Source organism: Patulibacter sp. SYSU D01012, assembly GCF_017916475.1.
Taxonomy (GTDB): Bacteria; Actinomycetota; Thermoleophilia; order Solirubrobacterales; family Solirubrobacteraceae; genus Patulibacter.
On sequence record NZ_JAFMTB010000002.1, the window covers coordinates 446476 to 465854 of the forward strand.

18 protein-coding genes are annotated in these 19379 nt (G+C 75.2%); 1 reads left to right on the forward strand and 17 read right to left on the reverse strand.

What is annotated here, in order from left to right; translation table 11 throughout:
* Positions 1–261 precede the first annotated feature (261 nt).
* From J3P29_RS11535 to trpS, 9 genes are all read right to left on the reverse strand, one after another.
* Positions 262–1218 (reverse strand): TOBE-like domain-containing protein, encoded by a 957-nt coding sequence (locus tag J3P29_RS11535; protein WP_210493533.1) that lies wholly within the window; start codon positions 1216–1218, stop codon positions 262–264.
* A complete protein-coding gene (gene cysW / locus J3P29_RS11540) occupies positions 1215–2018 on the reverse strand; it encodes a sulfate ABC transporter permease subunit CysW (protein WP_210493535.1) in 804 nt (267 codons plus the stop codon). Before cysW ends, J3P29_RS11535 begins: the two co-directional genes overlap by 4 nt.
* Positions 2008–2817, reverse strand: coding sequence for a sulfate ABC transporter permease subunit CysT (gene cysT, locus J3P29_RS11545; protein ID WP_210493536.1), 810 nt, complete (start codon positions 2815–2817; stop codon positions 2008–2010). The genes cysW and cysT overlap by 11 nt, the downstream gene beginning before the upstream one ends.
* Before the next feature lie 64 nt (positions 2818–2881).
* Entirely contained in the window at positions 2882–3922 is a 1041-nt protein-coding gene (locus tag J3P29_RS11550) for a sulfate ABC transporter substrate-binding protein (protein ID WP_210493537.1), read from the reverse strand.
* 124 nt (positions 3923–4046) lie between these two features.
* Positions 4047–5666: an SIR2 family protein gene (locus tag J3P29_RS11555; RefSeq protein ID WP_210493539.1), complete on the reverse strand. Its 1620-nt coding sequence runs from the start codon at positions 5664–5666 to the stop codon at positions 4047–4049.
* 4 nt (positions 5667–5670) lie between these two features.
* The gene (gene scpB / locus J3P29_RS11560; RefSeq protein WP_210493542.1) at positions 5671–6504 is read right to left on the reverse strand and encodes an SMC-Scp complex subunit ScpB; all 834 of its coding nucleotides are present in this window, start codon (positions 6502–6504) and stop codon (positions 5671–5673) included.
* Positions 6501–7295: a ScpA family protein gene (locus J3P29_RS11565; protein WP_210493543.1), complete on the reverse strand. Its 795-nt coding sequence runs from the start codon at positions 7293–7295 to the stop codon at positions 6501–6503. The genes scpB and J3P29_RS11565 overlap by 4 nt, the downstream gene beginning before the upstream one ends.
* 50 nt (positions 7296–7345) lie before the next feature.
* Positions 7346–7894, reverse strand: coding sequence for a DUF6328 family protein (locus tag J3P29_RS11570; protein ID WP_210493545.1), 549 nt, complete (start codon positions 7892–7894; stop codon positions 7346–7348).
* A gap of 140 nt (positions 7895–8034) precedes the next feature.
* Positions 8035–9072, reverse strand: a complete 1038-nt coding sequence (gene trpS, locus J3P29_RS11575; protein WP_210493546.1) for a tryptophan--tRNA ligase — start codon at positions 9070–9072, stop codon at positions 8035–8037.
* Between the two features lie 68 nt (positions 9073–9140).
* Between trpS and J3P29_RS20430 the strand changes: the two genes are divergently transcribed.
* Positions 9141–10082: a universal stress protein gene (locus tag J3P29_RS20430; protein WP_210493547.1), complete on the forward strand. Its 942-nt coding sequence runs from the start codon at positions 9141–9143 to the stop codon at positions 10080–10082.
* A 66-nt stretch (positions 10083–10148) separates the two neighbouring features.
* Here J3P29_RS20430 and J3P29_RS11585 read toward each other — a convergent pair whose 3' ends face one another.
* From J3P29_RS11585 to murC, 8 genes are all read right to left on the reverse strand, one after another.
* Complete coding sequence (locus J3P29_RS11585; protein ID WP_210493549.1) at positions 10149–10598, reverse strand: SRPBCC family protein; 450 nt, start codon at positions 10596–10598, stop codon at positions 10149–10151.
* Complete coding sequence (gene gcvPB / locus J3P29_RS11590; RefSeq protein WP_210493550.1) at positions 10598–12208, reverse strand: aminomethyl-transferring glycine dehydrogenase subunit GcvPB; 1611 nt, start codon at positions 12206–12208, stop codon at positions 10598–10600. The genes J3P29_RS11585 and gcvPB overlap by 1 nt, the downstream gene beginning before the upstream one ends.
* Positions 12205–13602: an aminomethyl-transferring glycine dehydrogenase subunit GcvPA gene (gene gcvPA / locus J3P29_RS11595; RefSeq protein WP_210493552.1), complete on the reverse strand. Its 1398-nt coding sequence runs from the start codon at positions 13600–13602 to the stop codon at positions 12205–12207. The genes gcvPB and gcvPA overlap by 4 nt, the downstream gene beginning before the upstream one ends.
* A gap of 58 nt (positions 13603–13660) precedes the next feature.
* Entirely contained in the window at positions 13661–14047 is a 387-nt protein-coding gene (gene gcvH / locus J3P29_RS11600) for a glycine cleavage system protein GcvH (protein WP_210493553.1), read from the reverse strand.
* A 38-nt stretch (positions 14048–14085) separates the two neighbouring features.
* Complete coding sequence (gene gcvT / locus J3P29_RS11605; protein ID WP_210493554.1) at positions 14086–15174, reverse strand: glycine cleavage system aminomethyltransferase GcvT; 1089 nt, start codon at positions 15172–15174, stop codon at positions 14086–14088.
* Positions 15175–15290: 116 nt separating this feature from the next.
* Complete coding sequence (ftsZ, locus tag J3P29_RS11610; RefSeq protein ID WP_210493555.1) at positions 15291–16424, reverse strand: cell division protein FtsZ; 1134 nt, start codon at positions 16422–16424, stop codon at positions 15291–15293.
* 222 nt (positions 16425–16646) lie between these two features.
* A complete protein-coding gene (locus tag J3P29_RS11615; protein WP_210493557.1) occupies positions 16647–17831 on the reverse strand; it encodes an FtsQ-type POTRA domain-containing protein in 1185 nt (394 codons plus the stop codon).
* Between the two features lie 141 nt (positions 17832–17972).
* Complete coding sequence (gene murC, locus J3P29_RS11620) at positions 17973–19370, reverse strand: UDP-N-acetylmuramate--L-alanine ligase (protein WP_210493558.1); 1398 nt, start codon at positions 19368–19370, stop codon at positions 17973–17975.
* Positions 19371–19379 lie beyond the last annotated feature (9 nt).

A 19379-nucleotide genomic window follows, 5' to 3' on the forward strand; every position in this document is an offset into this window, starting at 1 on the left:
TCTTCCGGTCTGGGGCGGGCCGGTCAGGCAGGGTGCTTGGACCAACCACCACCCACGAACGCGGACACCCTACGTCCGGGCCGACCCCGCCGTCACGCCAACTTGGTGCCATCCCGGAGCGCCGCGACGGACGCCGTCGCGCCGCCCGGACAGGGCCCGGCGGCGGGGCGCCAGGACGGCGGCGACGCGCCGCGCGCGGCGCCGGGTGACCGCCCGGGCGGCCCCGCCGAGGGGCCGCTCGGGCGGGCGCGCCGCCGAGGTTCAGGCGGCCAGCGTGGCCACGGACGCCTCGCGGCGCACGTGCACGGTGTCGCCCTCGCGCAGGCCCAGGCGGGCCGCCTCGTCGCGCGTCGTCTGGACCGACAGCGGCTGGGCGTCGTCCGTCGTCAGCTCGACGCGCACCTCGAACCCCAGGTGCGCCACCCGCCGCACGCGCGCGGCGACCGCGCCGTCGTGCGCCTCGCGGGCCAGGCGCAGGTCGTGCGGCCGCACGAGGTCGCCGTGCAGCGTGGCGACCGGCCCCAGGAACGACATGACGAAGTCGTTCGCCGGCGCGTCGTAGAGCTCGCGCGGGCTGCCGACCTGCTCGATGCGGCCGGCGTTCATCACCGCGATGCGGTCGGCGACGTCCATCGCCTCCTCCTGGTCGTGCGTGACGAGCACCGTCGTCACGTGGACCTCGTCGTGCAGCCGGCGCAGCCACTGGCGCAGGTCGTCCCGCACCTTCGCGTCGAGCGCGCCGAAGGGCTCGTCGAGCAGCAGCACCTTCGGCTCGACGGCGAGCGCGCGCGCCAGGGCCATGCGCTGACGCTGGCCGCCCGAGAGCTGCGCCGGGTAGCGCGCCTGGTACCCCGCCAGGCCGACGATCTCGAGCAGCTCGTCCACGCGCCGCGCGATCTCGGCCTTCGGCCGCTTGCGGATCCGCAGGCCGAAGGCGACGTTCTCGCGCACGGTCATGTGCTTGAACGCGGCGTAGTGCTGGAACACGAAGCCGATGCCGCGGCGCTGCGGCGACAGGCGCGTGACGTCGGCGCCCGAGATCAGCACCGTGCCGTCGTCGGGCTCCTCCAGGCCGGCGATCACGCGCAGCAGCGTCGACTTGCCCGACCCCGACGGCCCGAGCAGCGCCGTCAGCGACCCGTCGGGGATCTCGATCGAGACGTCGCGCAGGGCGTGGAAGTCGCCGTAGTGCTTGTTCACGGCGGACGCGGAGATCACGAGCGGTCGCTCCTGTGCTCGAAGACGGTCATGAGGATCAGGGTCACGAGCGCGAGCCCCATCAGGAGCGTCGCGGCGGCGTAGGACCCGGGCAGGTTGAGGTCCTCGAAGCGGTTGGCGACGAGGAGGGTCAGCGTCTCGGACTCGCCGGAGACGCCGTTCGAGACGACGGAGACGGCCCCGAACTCGCCGAGCGCGCGGGCGACGGTCAGCACGACGCCGTAGGCCAGCCCCCAGCGGATCGACGGCAGGGTGACGCGCCAGAACGTCTGCCAGCGGCTCGCGCCGAGCGTGGTGGCGGCCTGCTCCTGCTCGTCGCCGATCTCGTGCAGCACCGGCTCGACCTCGCGGACGACGAACGGCAGCGTCACGAAGATCGTCGCGAGCACCATCCCCGGCAGCGAGAAGATGATCTTCACGCCGTGCTCCGCGAGGCCGCCGAACCAGCCGTGCACGCCCCACAGCAGCACGAGGGCGACGCCGACGATGACCGGCGAGACGGCGAAGGGCAGGTCGACGACCGCCTGCACCAGGCCCTTGCCGCGGAAGCGCCCGCGGACGAGCGCGAGCGCCGTGAAGACGCCGAAGACGACGTTGAGCGGCACGACGATCGCGACGATCTCCAGCGACAGCGAGAGCGCCGAGATCGACGCCGGGGTCGTGACCTGCTCCCAGAAGGCGACGAGGCCGTGCTCGAACGTCCGGTACAGGATGAGCGCCACCGGGACGATCAGCAGCACCGTCAGGTAGACGAGCGCGACCGTGCGCAGCGCCAGGCGCGAGCGGCGCTCAACCTGCACGGCGCTGCCTCCAGTGGGTGAAGAGCCGCAGGCCGACGAGCACGACGAACGTCAGCAGCAGCAGCGTCACCGACATCGCGGCGGCGGCCGCCGGGCGGTCCGTCTCGATCCGGTCGGCGATGTACTGCGAGGCCACCTGGTTGCGCGGCGTGTTGCCGCTGACGAGCACGACGGAGCCGTACTCCCCCACCGCCCGGGCGAACGCCAGCCCCGCGCCCGAGACGAGGGCCGGCAGCAGCGCCGGCAGGACGATGCGCCGGAAGATCGTGGCGTTGCTCGCGCCGAGCGACGCGGCCGCCTGCTCGGCCTCCTTGTCGACCTCGAGCAGCACGGGCTGCACGGAGCGGACGACGAACGGCAGCGTGACGAAGAGCAGCGCGATGCCGATCGCCCAGTGCGTGGCGACGAGGTCCAGGCCGATCGGGCTGTTCGCGCCGATGAGCGCCAGCAGCACGATGGACGCCACGATCGTCGGCAGCGCGAACGGCAGGTCGATCAGGGCGCCCACCAGCCGCTTGCCGCGGAAGTCGTCCCGGACGAGCACCCACGCGATCAGCGTCCCCATGACGGCGTTGATCAGCGTGACGACGACGGAGACGACGAGCGTCAGCCGCAGCGCGCGCATCGCGGCCGGCGCCGTGATCGCGTCCCAGAACGCGGGCAGTCCGCCCTCGAGCGACTTCGCCACGACGGCGGCGAGCGGCAGCAGGACGATGACCGACAGCCACAGCGTCGCGACGCCGATGCCGACGCCGCCCAGGCCGCCCGCCCCGGCCCGTGCGCGGCCCCGGCCGCGCACGGGCGCGGCCGGGCCCCCGGGGCCGGCCGGCGAGGCGGCCCCTTCCGGCCCCAGGTCCGGTCCGTCAGCGACTGCTCGCGGCACCGGCGGCCTCGTAGAGCTTGGCGATCTCGCCCTCGTCCGGCTCGAACAGCCCGTCGTTCAGGCGCTTCCAGCCGCCCAGCTCGGCGACGGTGTAGAGCTTCTCCGGCTGCGGGAAGTCCGACGCGAAGGCCTTCGCGGCCTCGGGGTCGACCGGGCGGAAGCCGGCCTCGCCCCAGATCTTCTGGCCCGCGGCCGAGAAGAGGAAGTCCGAGAACGCCTTCGCCTGCTCGGGGTGCTTCGACGTCTTCAGCACGGCGAACGGGTTCTCGATGCGGAGCGTGTGCGGCGGCGTGACGTGCTCGACGGCCTCGCCCTGGCGCTCGATGTTGATCGCCTCGTTCTCGTAGCTCAGCAGCGCGTCCGCCTTGCCCTGGAGGAAGGTCTGCGTCGCCTCGCGGCCCGACTTCGGCTGCGTCTTGACGTGCTTCAGCAGCGCGCCGACGTACTTCAGGCCGGCCGCCTGGTCCTTGCCGCCCTGGCTCTTGTCGGCGTACGGGGCGAGCAGGTTCCACTTCGCCGAGCCGGACGAGAACGGGTTCGGCGTCACGACCTCGACGCCCGGCTTCAGCAGGTCGTCCCAGTCGCGGATGCCCTTCGGGTTGCCCTTGCGGACGACGATCGTGACGACGGACGAGGAGACGATGCCCTTGAAGCGGTTCTGGTTCCAGCTCGGGTCGACGAGGCCGGCGTCCACCAGGCGCGTGACGTCGGGCTCGAGCGAGAAGTTGACGACGTCGGCGTCCTGCCCCGACTCGACCGCGCGGCTCTGGTCGCCGGACGGCCCGTAGGACTGGGCGAACGTGACGCCCTTGCCCGCGTCGGTCTTCTGGAACGCCGGGATCTCCTTGTCGAACCCGGTCTTCGGGACGGCGTAGGCGACGAGCGACAGCCTCGCCCCCGCGCCGTCCGAGGCCGCCGCGTCACCGCTGCCGCCGACCTCGTCGCTGGCGCCGCCGCAGCCGGCCAGGACCAGGGCGGCGGTGGCGGCCACGGGGGCCAGGGAGCGGATGGGTAGGCGCACGGCGGCTCTCTCTTCGGTCGTCGACGAACCCGAAACTCGGATCGGGTTTCGGGAAACATAGACGGTCGACGCCGGAAACGCACGAAACCCGACGGGAAAGCCGGGAATCTTCGGCGCGGGACGCTCAGCGTTCGGCGGACGGGCGCATGCGGCCCAGCCAGCGGGCCACGGCCTCGCCGGCCGGCCCCGCGTGGCCGAGCAGCGGCTCGGCCTCGCGCGCGAACCGCCGCAGCGCCAGGGCCAGGGCCTGCTCCTCGTCCGTCAGCGCCCCGTCGAACGTGGGATCCAGCAGGTGACCGAGCGGATCGACGGAGAGCATCCCCATCGCGTCCAGGGCGATCTCGAGCCGCCGCGCCGCGAGAGGCGTGCCGGCCCGCCCCTCGCCGTCGTCGGGGCGCCGGGTCGAGACGACGTCGAGCTGGCCCCGCCAGAGCTCCGAGGTGATGCTGCGCCGCGACGGCGACAGGCTCGTCGCGTACGCGGCGTCGTCGGCGCGCATCGCGGACGGCCCGCTGAGCGCCTGCCGGACGTCGTGGGCGATGCGGTGGAACGTCTCGTCCGACAGGCCGAAGCCGACGAAGAGCATGTGCCGGGTGAGCAGCAGCGCCTGGACGATGCCCGCCAGCGCGTTGCGCTCGGCGCCGAAGCGCAGGTAGTCGTCGCGCGTCAGGACGACGTCGTGGATCTCGCCGTCGCGGACGGTGCCGTGCAGCTTGACGATCCAGTGCTCGGCGTCGGTCTGTCCGTCGAGCGGCAGCACCGCGACGGGGTCGGCGCCCGCCTGCGCCCAGGCCCGCTCGAACAGGTCGTCCCAGTTCGTCGAGACGGCCTCGTGCACCGGCAGCGACGCGAGCAGCTGGTGCTGGAGCGCCACGCGGGTGGCCTGCGAGAGCCGGTCGAGCAGGAAGCGGTCCAGCTCCCCCGCCCCCAGGCGGCTCTGGATCAGCGCGGCGCGGTCGCGCAGGTCGATGCGGTCGAGCGCCGCGCGGTCCTCCTCCATGCCGGCGGCCTCGACGAGCTCGTCGATCAGCCCCACCCACGACGGCAGCCCGGCGCCCATGCTGACGCCGGCGCCGACGAAGGGCACCAGCCGGCCCGTCCGCGCCTGGGCGGCGAGCGCGCGGACGCGGTCGTGCAGGTCGCTCCCGAGCGCCCGCTCGAAGTCGGCCCCCACGTTGGCCGCCCGGCGCGCCCGCTGCACCGCCGCGTAGTGCTCGTGGGCGAAGCAGACCAGCACGACGTCCGGCCCGTCGTCGTTCGCCGCTAGGTGGCGGCGGATCGCGGCGATCTGGCCGGCCAGGACGGCGCCGCGCACGTCGCGCCCGCCGCCGGCGCCGACGCCGACCGTCGGCAGGCCCACGAGGGGGCGGGGCCGCGGCAGCTCGAGCGCGCGGCTCGGCAGGGCGTCCGCCGCGCCCACGACCGCCTCGAGCCGCGCGAGCGCCCGCTCGGCGGCCCGGGCGCAGGCGTCGACGTCGGCGTGCGCCACCGCGGTGTCGCAGGCCACGAGCCCGGGGCACGTCGCGGACGGCGACCGCAGCACGGCGGTGCCGGTCGCGACGAGGTCGCGGCAGGCGGCCTCGTCCAGGCGCCCGCCGTCCGCGTCCGCCCGCCCGAGCCCGAGCGGCGCGAGCGCCGGGCCCCACGAGGCCGTGACGCGGCCCTCGCGGTCCGTCGGCAGCACCCAGGCGTCGCAGTACAGCGCCGTCAGGTCGCCGCGGGTGACGAAGAGGTGCCGGGCCATGCGTCTAGGGTTCCAGAGGGCGCGCCCCGGCCGGCCCGGCCGCACCGTCGGGGCCGCCGCCCCCGTCCGGCGGCGGCTCGCTCTCCGCGGTCGCCGGCGCGTCGGCCCCGGCGCCCGACAGGTCGAACGCCGGCCGCTGCGCGGGGTCGTCCCCGCTCGTCGCGTCCGTGCCCGTGCGAGCGTCGCCGGCGAGCATCAGCCGGTCGCGCAGGGTCGCGGTCTCCTCGGGCGTCGGGTCCCAGGCCGACGGGTCCGGCAGGTCGGCGAGGGCGTCCAGGCCGAAGAGCTTGAGGAAGAGCCCGGTCGTGCGGTACAGGACGGCGCCGAACTGCGAGCGGCCGGCCTCCTCGATCATCCCCCGCTCGACGAGCGTCGCGCAGGCCGAGTCGGCGGCGACGCCGCGGATGCGGGTGATCTCGGGCCGCGAGACCGGCTGCAGGTACGCGACGATCGCCAGCGTCTCGGCCTGCGCGGGGGTGAGCGGCGGCGTGCGCGGGGCGGCGAGCAGCCGACGGGCCGCCGGTTCGGTCTCTGGCGCGGACGAGAGCAGCCAGCCGCCGCCGACCTCCCGCAGCAGGATGCCGCGGCGGCCGGGCGCGTAGGCCGCGCGGAGCTCCTCGAGCGCGGCCGCGACCTCCTCCGGTCCCGTGTCGCAGGCGACGGCCAGGTCGTCCAGGCGGACGGGGTCGGACGAGAGGAAGAGCAGCGCCTCGACCGTCGACGCCAGGCCGCTCTGCTCGCCGGGTCCGGCATCGCCCCGGGCGTCGGGCTCGGCGGGTCTCGGGCCGACGGGGGCATCGGTCTCCGCGGGCCGCGGCCCGTCCGGCGCGTCGCTCACGCCGGCGCCCCCGCGGGCCGGCGCTCGCGGTCCGCGGCGGACCACCGGGCCTGGCCGGCCTCCAGGCCCGCGACGTGGATCTCGGCGAACGGGGCGTCCTGCGTCCAGTCGGCCTCGCCCTGCTTGTAGAGCTCGAGCAGCGCCCAGAGCGTCACGGCGACCGTGGTGCGGTCGGCGCCGCGGACGGCGTCGCTGAACGTGAACGTGCCGCGGCGCAGCAGCGAGCGCAGGTGCGCCAGCCGCTCGGGCAGCGACACGCGGGCGATCGTCACGTGGTGCAGGTCCACGCGGGGCGGCATCCGCAGCAGCTGCCCGATCGCCCGGCCGAGCCGCGCGGGGTTGTGGACGGCGACGGCGTCGGCCTCGGTGAACCGCCGCAGGTGCGGCGGCGGGGGCGCCGTGCGGAAGCGCTTGCCGTCCTCGCGGCCCAGGCGCTCGGCCAGGTGCTCGGCCGCGTGCCGGTAGCGCCGCGCCTGGAGCATCCGCTCCATCAGCTCCTCGGCCGCCTCCTCGGGCTGCAGGTCGCCCAGCTCGTCCTCCTCCTCGCGCAGCAGCAGCCGGGACTTCAGCTCGAGCAGCGACGCGATGAGGACGAGGAACTCCGTCGCGACCTCCAGGTCCAGGTCGCCGCGCGCCTCGAGGTGGTCCAGGTACGTCAGCACGACGTCGGCGAGGTCGACCTCGAGCAGGTCGACCTCCTCCTTCAGGATCAGGGTGAGCAGCAGGTCGAACGGCCCGCTGAACACCTCCAGGTCGAGCTCGAGACCCGCGACGTAGGCGGTCGCGCGCACCCCGGGAACGCTAGCGCCGGGGCCGGTCGGCAGGACCGGCGGCGCGGCCCTCAGTCCGGGGCCGACAGGCGGGCCGAGCGCAGGCTCGGCAGGACGGCCCAGAGCACGAGCACCCACGCGGCGGTCCAGGCCGCGGGCAGGTACTGCACCCACCCGTCCAGGACCCGGTCGCCGACGAGCAGCGCCGACGCGGTGAGCGCGACGCTCGTCGCCGCGGCGCCGGCGAGCAGCAGCCGCGACCCGGTGCGCACCAGCCACACGGCCTGGCCCCGGTGCAGCAGCGCCCGGTGCAGGATGCTCGGCGCCAGGAGGAGCGCCGTGGCGGCCATCGCCGCCATCACCGCCACGACGTACGCGGTGCGCTGCAGGTCGTCGAGCGTCGCGCTGAACGGGACGGAGAGCAGGAAGCCCAGGAGCACCTGCACGCCGACGGCCGCCACGCGGGTCTCCTGCAGCAGCTCGGACATCTGCCGCGTGTGGCGCTGCGTCGGCGACTCGTCCGTCCGCGGGGCGCGGTGCGGCCCGTGCTCGGGGCGGTCCTCGTCCGCGTCGGCGAGCCGGTCGTCGTCGGGGTCGTGCGGGGGTCGGGCGGCGGTCATGGGACGGTCGGCGGCACGGCGTGCGCCGGTGAGCCCCTACCCGCGCGGGCGGACCGGGTCACGCCCACCCCGCGGAGGACGGTCCGCGTCGGCGGGACGGGCGGCGGCCCCGTGGCGCCGCCGCCCGGACGCCCCGGGACTCAGCGCCTGCGCGGCCCGACGCCCATCGCCTCGCGGACGTCCGCCACGACCGGCCGCGCGAGCGCTCGGGCCTTCTCGGCGCCCACCGCGAGCGCGGCCTCGATCGCGGCCTCGTCGCCGCGCAGCTCGGCGTACCGCTCCTGGATCGGACGCAGCAGCGCCACGACCGCCTCCGCGGTCGCTGCCTTCAGGTCGCCGTACCCGCGCGCGTCCTGCAGCGAGGCCTCGACGGCGTCCGGCGTCCGATCGGTCGCGGCGGCCAGGACGTCGATGAGGTTCGACACGCCGGCCTTGTCGGGGCCGCGGCGGATCACGGGCGGGTTCTCGGAGTCCGTGACCGCGCGCTTGAGCTTCTTCTCGATCGTCTTCGGCTCGTCGAGCAGGTACAGCGTGCCCTCGACGGACCCCGACGACGTCGACATCTTCTTCTCGGGCTGCTGCAGGTCCATCACGCGCGCCGCGACCGTCGGGTAGACGCCCTCGGGCACGCGCAGGATCTCCCGCGGCTCGCCGCCGTCCGTCGCGCCGAAGCGGGCGTTGAAGCGCAGCGCGATGTCGCGCATCAGCTCGATGTGCTGGCGCTGGTCGTCGCCCACGGGCACGCGGTCGGCCCGGAACGCCAGCACGTCGGCCGCCATCAGCACCGGGTACAGGAAGAGCCCGGCGGAGACCAGCTCGCGCTGCTGCGCGGACTTCTCCTTGAACTGGTGCATGCGGTTCAGGTCGCCGTGGGCGGTGACGGCGGTGAGCAGCCACGTCAGCTCGGGCACCTCGGGCACGTCGCCCTGGCGGTAGAGGATCGACCGCTCGGGATCCAGGCCGGCCGCCAGCAGCAGGGCGACGGTGTCGTACGTGCGGTCGCGCAGCTCGCGCGGGTCGTAGGCGACGGTCGTCGCGTGCAGGTCGACGACGCAGAAGATCGCCTCGTCGCCGGCGGCCCACGCCTGTTCCTGCCCGGTCACGTAGTGGCGGATCGCCCCCAGGTAGTTGCCGAGGTGCTTGCGACCCGTGGGCTGGATTCCGGAGTAGACGCGCACGCCTCCAGTGTATGAGCGCGCCGCCGCGATAGCGTTCGCGCTCCAACGACCCCCGGAGGCCCCTCCTCGTGTTCCAGCAGATCCTCGTCGGATGCGACCGCGGTCCGGGGACGGCCGACGCCCTCCGGCTCGCCGTCGAGCTCGCCGACCTGCGCGCCGACGCGCAGCTGACGCTCGTCCACGCCTACGCCCCGAACGCCGCGCGCTTCGGTCGCCGCGGCCGCCAGGAGGAGCTCGACGACGCCCTCCACGGCGAGGGCATGGCGCTCCTCGAGCGCCTGCGCGACACGCTCCCGCAGCGCTACCACGAGACGGCCGAGCTGCTGTCGCTGCCCGTCTCCTCCCCCGCCTTCGCCCTCCACGACCTGGCGACCGGGCGCGGCGCCGACCTGATCGTCGTCGGCTCGTCGCAGCACTCCGGACTGGGCCGCCTGCTGCTCGGCTCGGAGGGCACCGCGATCATCCACGGCGCGCCGTGCCCCGTGGCCGTGCCGCCGCGCGCCGACGGCCAGGCCCACGAGGCCGACGCGACGCGCGCCATCGGTCCGGTCGGCGTCGGGTACGACGGCTCGGGGGTCGCGGACGAGGCCGTCGACCTGGCGGCGGGCCTGGCGCTCGCGCTCGACCGCCCGCTCGACGTCGTCGGCGTGGCCGAGACGCCGGTCGCGCCGCCGACCGACGGCTTCGGCGGTCCCGCGCCGATCCAGCCGCTGCCGGTGGATCCGGAGACCCTCGACGCCCAGGTGGCCGGGATCCTGGAGGAGCGGATCGCCCGCCTGCCCGAGGGCGTCCGCGCCCGGGCGATCGCCGCGCACGGGGATGCGGTCGAGACGCTCGTGGACCGCTCCGCCGAGCTGCACCTGCTCGTCGTCGGCTCGCGGGACTACGGCCCGCTGCGGCACGTCCTGCTCGGCAGCGTCTCGCGGCCCGTGCTCGACCGGGCCAGCTGCCCGGTGGTCGTCGTCCCGCGGACCGTCGAGGTGGCCGAGCCGGAGGCCCCGGCGGCCTGACGGTCGCCCGCGCGCCGCCGCCGCGGCGGCGCGCCGGTCCGCCGCCCGGGGCGGGCGGCGGGGCCGTCAGCGGCCGGCGACCTCGCGGCCCAGACGGGCGAGGACCTCGCCGTGGATCCGCGCCAGGCCCTTCGGCGCGAACGTCCGCTCGAAGAAGCCCTTCACGCCGCCCGCGCCCTGCCACGTCGTGTCGACGCGCACGCGCGACGCCCGGTCGCCCAGGGCCTCGACCGACCACGTGGTGACGAGCGTCGAGTTGCGGTCGCGCTCGACGACGTTGCCCTGCGTGGTGATGTCGACGTCGGCCACGACGTCGCGCGAGCGCTTCGAGGTGGCCTGCAGCGTCCAGGCCGCGACGGTGCCCTGCCCCACGCCGCCCTCGAGCACGCGGTAGTCGCGGTACTGCTCGGGCAGGATCCGCGGGCGGACGGTCGCGTAGTCCGCGAGCGCGCGGCGCACGGCGTCGGCCGGGGCCTCGACGCGCGCCTCGCTGTGGGCCTCGACCTGGGCGCCCATCAGACCGTCTCCTCGAGCGGCTGGCGGATGATCGGGCGCTTCGCCGCGCCGGCCTCGTCCAGGCGGCGCACCGGCGTCGAGTACGGGGCGTTCTGGGCGATCGTCGGGTCGTCCTTCGCCTCGCGGAGGATCTCCGCGAGCGCGGCGGCGAACCCGTCGAGGGTCTCGCGGGCCTCGGTCTCGACCGGCTCGATCAGCATCGCCTCGTCGACGAGCAGCGGGAAGTAGACCGTCGGCGGGTGGTACCCGTGGTCGAGCAGCCGCTTGGCCAGGTCGAGCGTCTTGATCCCGAGGTCGCGCTTCATCGGGCCGCCCGAGATGACGAACTCGTGCATGCAGCGCGTGCCGAAGGCGAGCGGCAGGTGCTCGCGCACGCCGAGCTCGTCGAGCTTCGCCAGCAGGTAGTTCGCGTTCAGGACGGCCTTCTCGGACGCGTCCCGCAGGCCGCTGCCGCCGAGGCTGCGGATGTAGCTGTAGCAGCGCACGAAGACGCCGTAGTTGCCCTGGAATCCGCGGAGCTTGCCGATGCTCTGCGAGCCCGGGCCCTCCGTCGGCGCGTCGAGCAGCGAGAACGTCGCGCTGCCGTCGGCGGCCTCCTCCTTGCGGATGACCGGCACGGGGACGAACGGCGCGATGCGGTCGGACACGGCGATCGGACCGGAGCCCGGGCCGCCGCCGCCGTGCGGCTGGGTGAACGACTTGTGCAGGTTGAAGTGCACGATGTCGAAGCCCATGTCGCCCGGGCGGGTGATGCCCATGATGGCGTTCAGGTTCGCGCCGTCGTAGTACAGGACGCCGCCGACCCCGTGGACGATCGAGGCGATCTCCTCGATGTTCGGGTCGAAGATCCCCAGCGTGTTGGGGTTCGTGAGCATGATGAGCGCGACGTCCTCGTCGGCCTTCGCCCGCAGGTCGTCGATGTCGACGCCGCCGTCGGGGTTCGTCGCGACCTTCACGACCTCCAGGCCGGCCATCGTCACCGTCGCCGGGTTCGTGCCGTGCGCCGTGTCGGGCGTGAGGACCTTCGTGCGCGTCTCGCCGCGGGACTCGTGGTACGCCCGGGCGAGCAGCACGCCGGCGAGCTCGCCGTGCGACCCGGCCGAGGGCTGCAGGCAGACGTGCGGCAGGCCCGAGACGGCGGACAGCTGCCGCTCCAGGCCGTGCATGAGCTCGAGCGCGCCCTGGGCGTGCTCCGGCGTCTGGAACGGGTGCAGGCGGGCGTGGCCGGGCAGGCCGGCGACGCGCTCGTGCAGGCGCGGGTTGTACTTCATCGTGCACGACCCGAGCGGGTAGAAGCCCGAGTCGAGGTCGAAGTTGCGGCGCGAGATCCGGACGTAGTGCCGGACGATCTCCGGCTCCGTCACCTGGGGCAGGCGCGCGGGCGCCGTGCGCCGCAGGCCGGCCGGGATGATCTCGTCCAGGTCGACCTCGGGGACGCCCGCGGGCGGGGCCACGAACGCGCGCCGGCCGGCGACGCTCTTCTCGAAGATCGTCCGGGCGGGGTCGCGCTGGATCGGGTTGACGGAGTGCGCCGGGACCCGGGCGCCGCCCTGCTCGTCGCCGCCGTACGCGACGGCCTCGGTCGGGACCGCGTTGTCGGTCGTGCTCATGCGGAGACCTCCTGACGGGCGCCCGTTCGCTGGGCGGCGATCGCGTCGCCGAGCAGGCGGGCGAGGGTGTCGATCTCGTCCTTCGTGCGCTGCTCGGTGATCGCCACGAGCAGACCGTCGTCGAACTGGCCCTCGTGGGTGCGGGTGAGCGCCAGGCCCGGGTTGACCCCGTGGTCCTGGCAGTACGCGACGACCTGCGGGACGTCGACGCCCGGCAGCCGGACGGCGAACTCGCGCACGACGGGCTGCTCGTGCAGCAGCTCGACGCCCTCGACGGCGGCCAGCGTGGTGCGCGCGTAGTGCGTGCGCTGCGCCAGCAGGTTCGCGAGCTCGGGCAGGCCCTCGCGGCCCAGCCAGCTCAGGTAGACGACGCCGGCCAGCGCGTTGAGCGCCTGCGACGTGCAGATGTTCGACGTCGCCTTCTCGCGGCGGATGTGCTGCTCGCGCGTCTGCAGCGTCAGCACGAAGCCGCGCCGGCCGTCGACGTCGGTCGTCTCGCCGGCGATGCGGCCCGGCATGCGGCGCAGGAACGCCTCGCGCGCCGCGAAGAAGCCGAAGGAGGGACCGCCGAAGTCCAGGCGGTTGCCCAGGGACTGCCCCTCGCCGACGGCGACGTCCACGCCGACCTCGCCGGGGGGCGCCAGGACGCCGAGCGTGATCGGGTCGTACGCGCCGATGACGACGGCCTTCGGGCCGCCGGCCCGCGCAGCGTCGGCGAGCGCCTGCACGTCCTCGACGGCGCCGAGGAAGTTCGGCTGCTGCACGACCGCGGACGACGTGTCGTCGTCGAACGCCGCGGCCCACGCCTCGGCGTCCGTCACCCCGTCCTTCAGCGGCACGACGACGACCTCGGAGCCGTAGCCGACGGCGAGCGTGCGCAGGGTCTGGATCGTGTGCGGGTGCGCGCCGGCGGAGACGACGATGCGCCGCCTGCCGTTGACGAGCTTCGCCAGGTACGCCGCCGCGGCGACGGCGCTCGGGCCCTCGTAGACGGACGCGTTCGAGACCGGCAGCGCGGTCAGCTCGCTGATCGCCGTCTGGTACTCGAACATCACCTGCAGGCCGCCCTGGGAGACCTCGGGCTGGTACGGCGTGTACGGCGTGAGGAACTCCGACCGCCCCATGAGCATGTCGATGATCGCGGGGACGTAGTGGTCGTACATCCCGGCGCCGAGGAAGGTGACCTCGTCCTCGGCGGAGGTGTTGCGGGCGGCGAGGTCGCGCAGGTGCGTGTAGACCTCCTGCTCCGACTGGCCGTCGGGCAGGTCGAGCGGCTCCTGCAGCAGCAGGGCCTCGGGGATCTGCTCCGCGAGCAGGTCGCGGATCGACCCGACGCCGACGGCGGCGAGCATCGCCTCCTGGTCGGCGTCGGTGGCGGGCGTGTAGCGAGTCACGTGGTGAGGGGCCCTTCTACGGGAACCGGGCGGGGGTCGACGGACGCGGAGGGACGCGTCAGTCGAGGGTCGCGACGTACGCGTCGCGGTCGAGCAGCGAGTCGAGCTCGGAGGGGTCGGTCAGGCGGACCTTGACGAGCCAGCCCTCGCCGTAGGTGTCCTCGTTGACGGCCTCGGGGCTGTCCTCGAGCCCCGGGTTGACCTCGAGGACCTCGCCGGACAGCGGGGCGATGACGTCGGAGACGGCCTTGACCGACTCGATCTCGGCGTAGGACTCGTCCTTCGTGACGGTCGCGCCGACCTCGGGGGCGTCGAAGAAGACGACCTCGCCGAGGGCGTCCTGGGCGTACCAGGTGATCCCGAAGACGGCGGTGTCGCCATCGATCCGGGCCCAGTCGTGCTCGGGGTGGTACTTCAGGTCCTCAGGGTAGGAGGCGTCGGCCATGGAGGGTCTCCGGCGGTCGTTCGGTGGTGAGGGTGGTGTCAGCCCTGCGGGCGACGGTACAGGGGCTTCGTGGCGACCTCGGCCGGGCGCACGCGGCCCCGGACGTCGATCTCCAGCGGCGTGCCCGGCTCGGACGACGCCTGCGGCACGTAGGCCAGGCCGGCGCCGACGCCGAGGGACGGCGCGAAGGTGCCGCTCGTGACGACGCCGCCGCCCACGACGGGGTTGCCCGGGCGCGGGATGCCCTTGTCGGTGAAGCGGAAGGGGACGAGGCGCAGGCCGTCCGCGTGGGCCGGCCCGGCGGCGCGGGCCTGCGCCACCGCCTCGGACCCGACGAAGCCGGTGTCCTCCTTGCAGCACCAGCCCAGGCCGGCGCCGATCGGGTCGCGGTCCTCGGAGAGGTCGTTCCCGTACAGGTGGAAGCACGCCTCGATGCGGAGCGTGTCGCGCGCGCCGAGGCCGGCGGGCTGCACGCCGGCGGCCAGCAGCTCGTCCCACAGCTCGGGGGCGATCGCGGGCGGGACCAGCAGCTCGACGCCGTCCTCCCCCGTGTAGCCCGTGCCGGCGACGAGCAGGTCCGCGTCGCGCCAGACCGCTCCCCCGGTGCGGAAGGGCTTCGGGAGCTCGTAGCCCAGCACGGACGTGACGGCCTGCCGGGCCTGCGGGCCCTGCACGGCGAGCATCGCGAACTCGTCGAACGCGTCCTCGACCTCGACCTCGAAGTCGGCGGCCCAGCGGCGGAACCACGCCAGGTCCTTCTCGTGGTTGCTCGCGTTCGTGACGGTCAGGTAGACGTCGTCGGCCAGGCGGTAGGTGAAGAGGTCGTCCAGGACGCCCCCGTCCTCCTTCGTCAGCACGGAGTACTGGGAGCCGCCGACGGCGATCTTCGCCACGTCGTTCGACAGGATCCGCTGGAGGAAGTCGAGCGCCTGCGGACCGGACGTGCGGATCTCGCCCATGTGCGAGACGTCGAAGACGCCGGAGGCGGTCCGCACGGCGAGGTGCTCCTCCTTCACGCCCGCGTACTGGACGGGCATCTCCCACCCGGCGAACGGGACCACCCGGGCGCCGGCCGTCAGGTGCCGCTCGTACAGCGGCGTGCGCCGCAGCTCCGTCGTCGAACTCACCGCGCCAGCCTACCAACGGCAGGGGCGGCGGCCGCCCACCGGACGGTGGGTCCACGACGGCGACGGGCCCCGCGGATCGCGGGGCCCGTCGGGCACTGCTCCGGGCGGCGGGGCCGCTAGCGGAGGAAGGCGGGGATGTCGATGTCGTCGTCGCCGATCTCGAGCGACGAGCGCTGGCGGTCGGCGCGCGGCACGCGGTCCTCCTCGAGGCGCCGGCGGGGGCGCTCGACGGGGCGCTGCGGCCGCTCGGTCGCGCGGCTCGGGCGCGCGGCCGCGGCGGGCGAGCCGGCGCGCGACCCGCGGGTCTTGTCGAAGCCCGTCGCGATGACCGTCACGCGGATCTCGTCGCCGATCGACTCGTCGATCACGGCGCCGAAGATGATGTTGGCGTCGCCGTCGGCGGCCTGCTGGACGATCTCGGCGGCCTCGTTGACCTCGAACAGGCCCAGCTCGGTGCCGCCGGTGATGTTCAGCAGGATGCCGGTCGCGCCCTCGACGCTGTCCTCGAGCAGCGGGCTGGCGATCGCCTGCTTGGCGGCCTCGCCGGCGCGGGTGTCCCCGCCGGCCTGACCGATGCCCATCAGCGCGGTGCCGGCGTCGTGCATGACGGTCCGGACGTCCGCGAAGTCCAGGTTGATCAGGCCCGGGATCGTGATCAGGTCGGTGATGCCCTGGACGCCCTGGCGCAGGACGTTGTCGGCGGAGCGGAAGGCGTCGAGGATCGACGTGCGCTTCTCGACGAGGCCCAGCAGGCGGTCGTTCGGGATCACGACGAGCGTGTCGACGACCTCGCGCAGGCGGTTGATGCCGTCCTCGGCCTGGCGCATGCGCTGGCTGCCCTCGAACGAGAACGGGCGCGTGACGACGCCGACGGTCAGCGCGCCGATCTCGCCCTTGGCGATCTCGGCGATGACCGGGGCGGCACCGGTGCCGGTGCCGCCGCCCTCGCCCGCGGTCACGAAGACCATGTCGGCGCCCTTGAGCGCCTCGCGGATCTCGTCGCGCGACTCCGAGGCGGCGGCGTGGCCGACCTCGGGGTTCGCCCCGGCGCCGAGGCCGCGGGTGACGTCGGAGCCGATGTTGATCTTGATGTCGGCGTCGCACATCTGCAGCGCCTGCGCGTCGGTGTTGCACGCGACGAACTCCACGCCGCGCAGCCCCGCATCGATCATGCGGTTGACGGCGTTCGTGCCGCCGCCGCCGACGCCGACGACCTTGATGACGGCGAGGTAACTGCCGGTGGCGTCCATAAGAAGTGTCTGTCTCCGGTGCTGGGGGTGCGCTTGACGGTGAAGGAGCGGACGAGGGTGCGCGAGGGCTCCGCTCAGAAAGCGACCAGACGGCCACGGTGGCGCGTCGAGACGCCCGTGTCAACGACGAATCGTACGCCGCAACGGGCGTTGCAGCGGAACGTCTCGACGTCGACGGGAGCCTCAATCAGCGTGGCCTCATGCTCAGGTCGACGGTGAGTCTCAGGGCGTCCCGCCCGTGGTGGACGTGCTCGTTGCGGCGCCGGGGGCTGCTCCGGCGGGTGCCGGGGTCGAGGCTCCCTGAGGGACGGAGGTCGTCGCCCCGCCGCTCGCCGGGGCGCCCGCGGTCGCGTTCGGCGTCACGGGAGCGTCCGCCCCGGCCGGGGCGGCCGGCGGGCTCGCGGCGCTCGCGCCGGCCGCGGGCGCGGCGCTCGTCGCGGCGGGAGCCGCCGTGCGCGGCGTGGCCGCCGCCGGCGCCGCGCCGGTCGCGGCGCTGCCGCCGGTCGCCGGCGTGGCCGCCGCAGCGGGAGCCGCCGAGGATCCGGCGCCGCCGGCCCCGGTCGTGGCGGTGCCGCCCTCGGCGGTCGCCAGGGCGTCGGTCGCGTCGCCCACCGCGCCGGCCTTCGCGCCCTTCGGCGGGATGGTCGGCGGCGCACCGGAGCCGGCGACGGGCTGCTCCGGGATGCGCAGGTCGATCCAGGTGGCGCCGGCCGTCTTCGGGTCGGAGAGGACGGCGGCGGCCGCGGCCCACTTCGCGTGGACGCGGGTGGTGTCGCGGAAGAGGAGTGCCGGTCCGTCGGCGAGCCGCACGACGGTGGCGTCGTCGACGCGCGCGACGGTCGCGAGGAGCGCCGCGGGGGCCGCACCCAGGATGCGGACGGCGCGGCGGGCGCCGCCGACGACGGCGCCGTCGTCGGCCCGGGCCCCGGCGATCACCGGCAGGGTGCCGACGGTCCAGTCGGGCAGCAGCGTGCCGTCCGCCGCGACCGAGACGCGACGCCCGCCGCGCTCGACCGCTCCGACCGCGACGCGCTGGTCGACCTCGACCTGCACGCCGTGCGGGAAGTTCGTGTGCACGGTCACGCCGGTGACGCTCGCCGTGCCCGCGAGCACGCGCCGGACGGCGCCCTCGTCGAAGCCCAGGGTGCTCTGCCCGACGGCGGCGCGCTGGATCGCACGGCGCAGGTCCGGGGCGTTCGGGCCCTGCAGCCCGACCACGCTGACGCGCTGCACGGCGCTCAGGGGCGACAGGCGCAGCCCGGCGTAGACCGCGACGAGCAGCAGCAGGGCCGCGCCGGCCAGGAGCGCGGTCCGTCGGCCCGGCCGGCGGGCGGTCCACGTGGCGCGGCGGCCCGGGCGCGCGGCCCCCGCGCCGTGCAGGCGGGCGGTGAGGGACGAGAACGGCATCCCCGCACGGTTCGCCGCGACGCCCCCGTCCCCTTCCCGACCCCGCCGGGGTCGTCCGACCGGGGTTGCGCGTCGCCCCGCCGCGGCCCGGGCGGACGGGGCCGCTGGGCGGACGGGCGACGCGTCCCGGGTCCGCGCCCGCTACGCCGCGGCGGCGACCAGGCCGCGGGCCACGGCGTCCACGTCGCCCGCCCCCATGCACAGGCACAGGTCGCCCGCGCGCAGCAGCCCCGGCAGGCGCGCGGTCGCGTCGTCGATCGTCGGCAGCCAGACGACGGTGCGCCCCGCCCCCGCGTCGGCGGCCGCGCGCGCGATCGTCAGGCCGGAGACGCCCGGGAAGTCCTCCGCGCGCTCGCGGGCCGGATAGACGTCGAGGACGCAGACCAGGTCGGCGAGCGCGAGGGCCCGGCCGAAGGCCTCGGCCAGGAACTGCGTGCGCGAGAACAGGTGCGGCTGGAAGACGGCGACGACGCGGCGCGGCGCCAGCGTGCGGGCCGCCTCGATCGTCCGCGCCACCTCCGTCGGGTGGTGCGCGTAGTCGTCGACGATCGTCGCGCCGGCCGGCCCCGCGCCGACCGCCTCGAAGCGGCGACCGGTGCCGGGGAACGTCTCGAGCGCGGCCGCGGCGGCCACGGGATCGGCGCCCGCGGCGGCTGCGGCGGTCAGCGCGCCGGCGGCGTTCCAGGCGTTGTGGGCGCCGGGCTGGACGAGCGCGACGGGCGTGCCGTCCCACCCGTACGGCTCGCGGGCGTCGGGCGACGGGCCGGCGCCGACGTCGCGCCAGCGCAGCACCTGGCGGCCGGACGCCGGCGCGATGCCGTCCGCGTCGTAGCGGTGACGGGCGATCGCGCGGTCCGCCGGCACGATCCCGTCGAGCTCGCGGCGGTCCCAGACGACGGCGTGGCGGGCGCCCGCGAGGAACGTGCGGAAGGCGTCCTCCAGGTCGGCGTGCGAGGAGTAGGTGCCGTGGTGATCGAGCTCGACGCTGGTGACGACGGCGACCTCGGGCTGCGTCTCCAGGAACGAGCGGTCCGACTCGTCGGCCTCGACGACGAGCCAGCCCGACGTGCCGATGTGGACGTTGCGGCCCGTGGCGCGGAGGATGCCGCCGACGAGGTACGACGGGTCCTGGCCCGCGCCCTGCAGCGCGTGGACCACCATCGCCGAGGTCGTCGTCTTGCCGTGCGCGCCCGCGACCGCGATGACGCGGTGCTCGGCGCAGACCTCGCGCAGCAGCCCGTGGCGGGAGCGGTCCGGCAGGCCGCGGCGGCGCGCCTCGACCCGCTCGGGGTTGTCCTCGGGGATCGCGGTGGACGCGACGACCACCACGTCGTCGCCGGCCGGGACGTTCTCCGCCGCGTGGCCGATCGTCACCGGGATCCCCGCCTCGCGCACGCCCGCGAGGTAGCGGCTCTCCGCCCGGTCGGATCCCGTCACCTCGGCGCCGAGGCCGCGGGCGAGGACCGCGAGGGCGCTCATCCCCGCCCCCGCGATCCCGAGGATGTGCAGACGGCGGCCGCGCCAGGGCAGGGAGGACATCGGGCGGGA

What these genes read in the sequence shown, in the direction of transcription:
- J3P29_RS11555 (WP_210493539.1), bottom strand. Translation starts at nt 5,666, where the DNA reads ATGGCCCGGCACCTCTTCGTCACCCGCGGCGACCTGACGGCGCTGTAC.
- J3P29_RS11570 (WP_210493545.1), bottom strand. Translation starts at nt 7,894, where the DNA reads ATGACCGCCGCCCGACCCCCGCACGACCCCGACGACGACCGGCTCGCC.
- J3P29_RS11585 (WP_210493549.1), bottom strand. Translation starts at nt 10,598, where the DNA reads ATGGGCGCCCAGGTCGAGGCCCACAGCGAGGCGCGCGTCGAGGCCCCG.
- gcvPB (WP_210493550.1), bottom strand. Translation starts at nt 12,208, where the DNA reads ATGAGCACGACCGACAACGCGGTCCCGACCGAGGCCGTCGCGTACGGC.
- gcvH (WP_210493553.1), bottom strand. Translation starts at nt 14,047, where the DNA reads ATGGCCGACGCCTCCTACCCTGAGGACCTGAAGTACCACCCCGAGCAC.
- ftsZ (WP_210493555.1), bottom strand. Translation starts at nt 16,424, where the DNA reads ATGGACGCCACCGGCAGTTACCTCGCCGTCATCAAGGTCGTCGGCGTC.
- J3P29_RS11615 (WP_210493557.1), bottom strand. Translation starts at nt 17,831, where the DNA reads ATGCCGTTCTCGTCCCTCACCGCCCGCCTGCACGGCGCGGGGGCCGCG.
- murC (WP_210493558.1), bottom strand. Translation starts at nt 19,370, where the DNA reads ATGTCCTCCCTGCCCTGGCGCGGCCGCCGTCTGCACATCCTCGGGATC.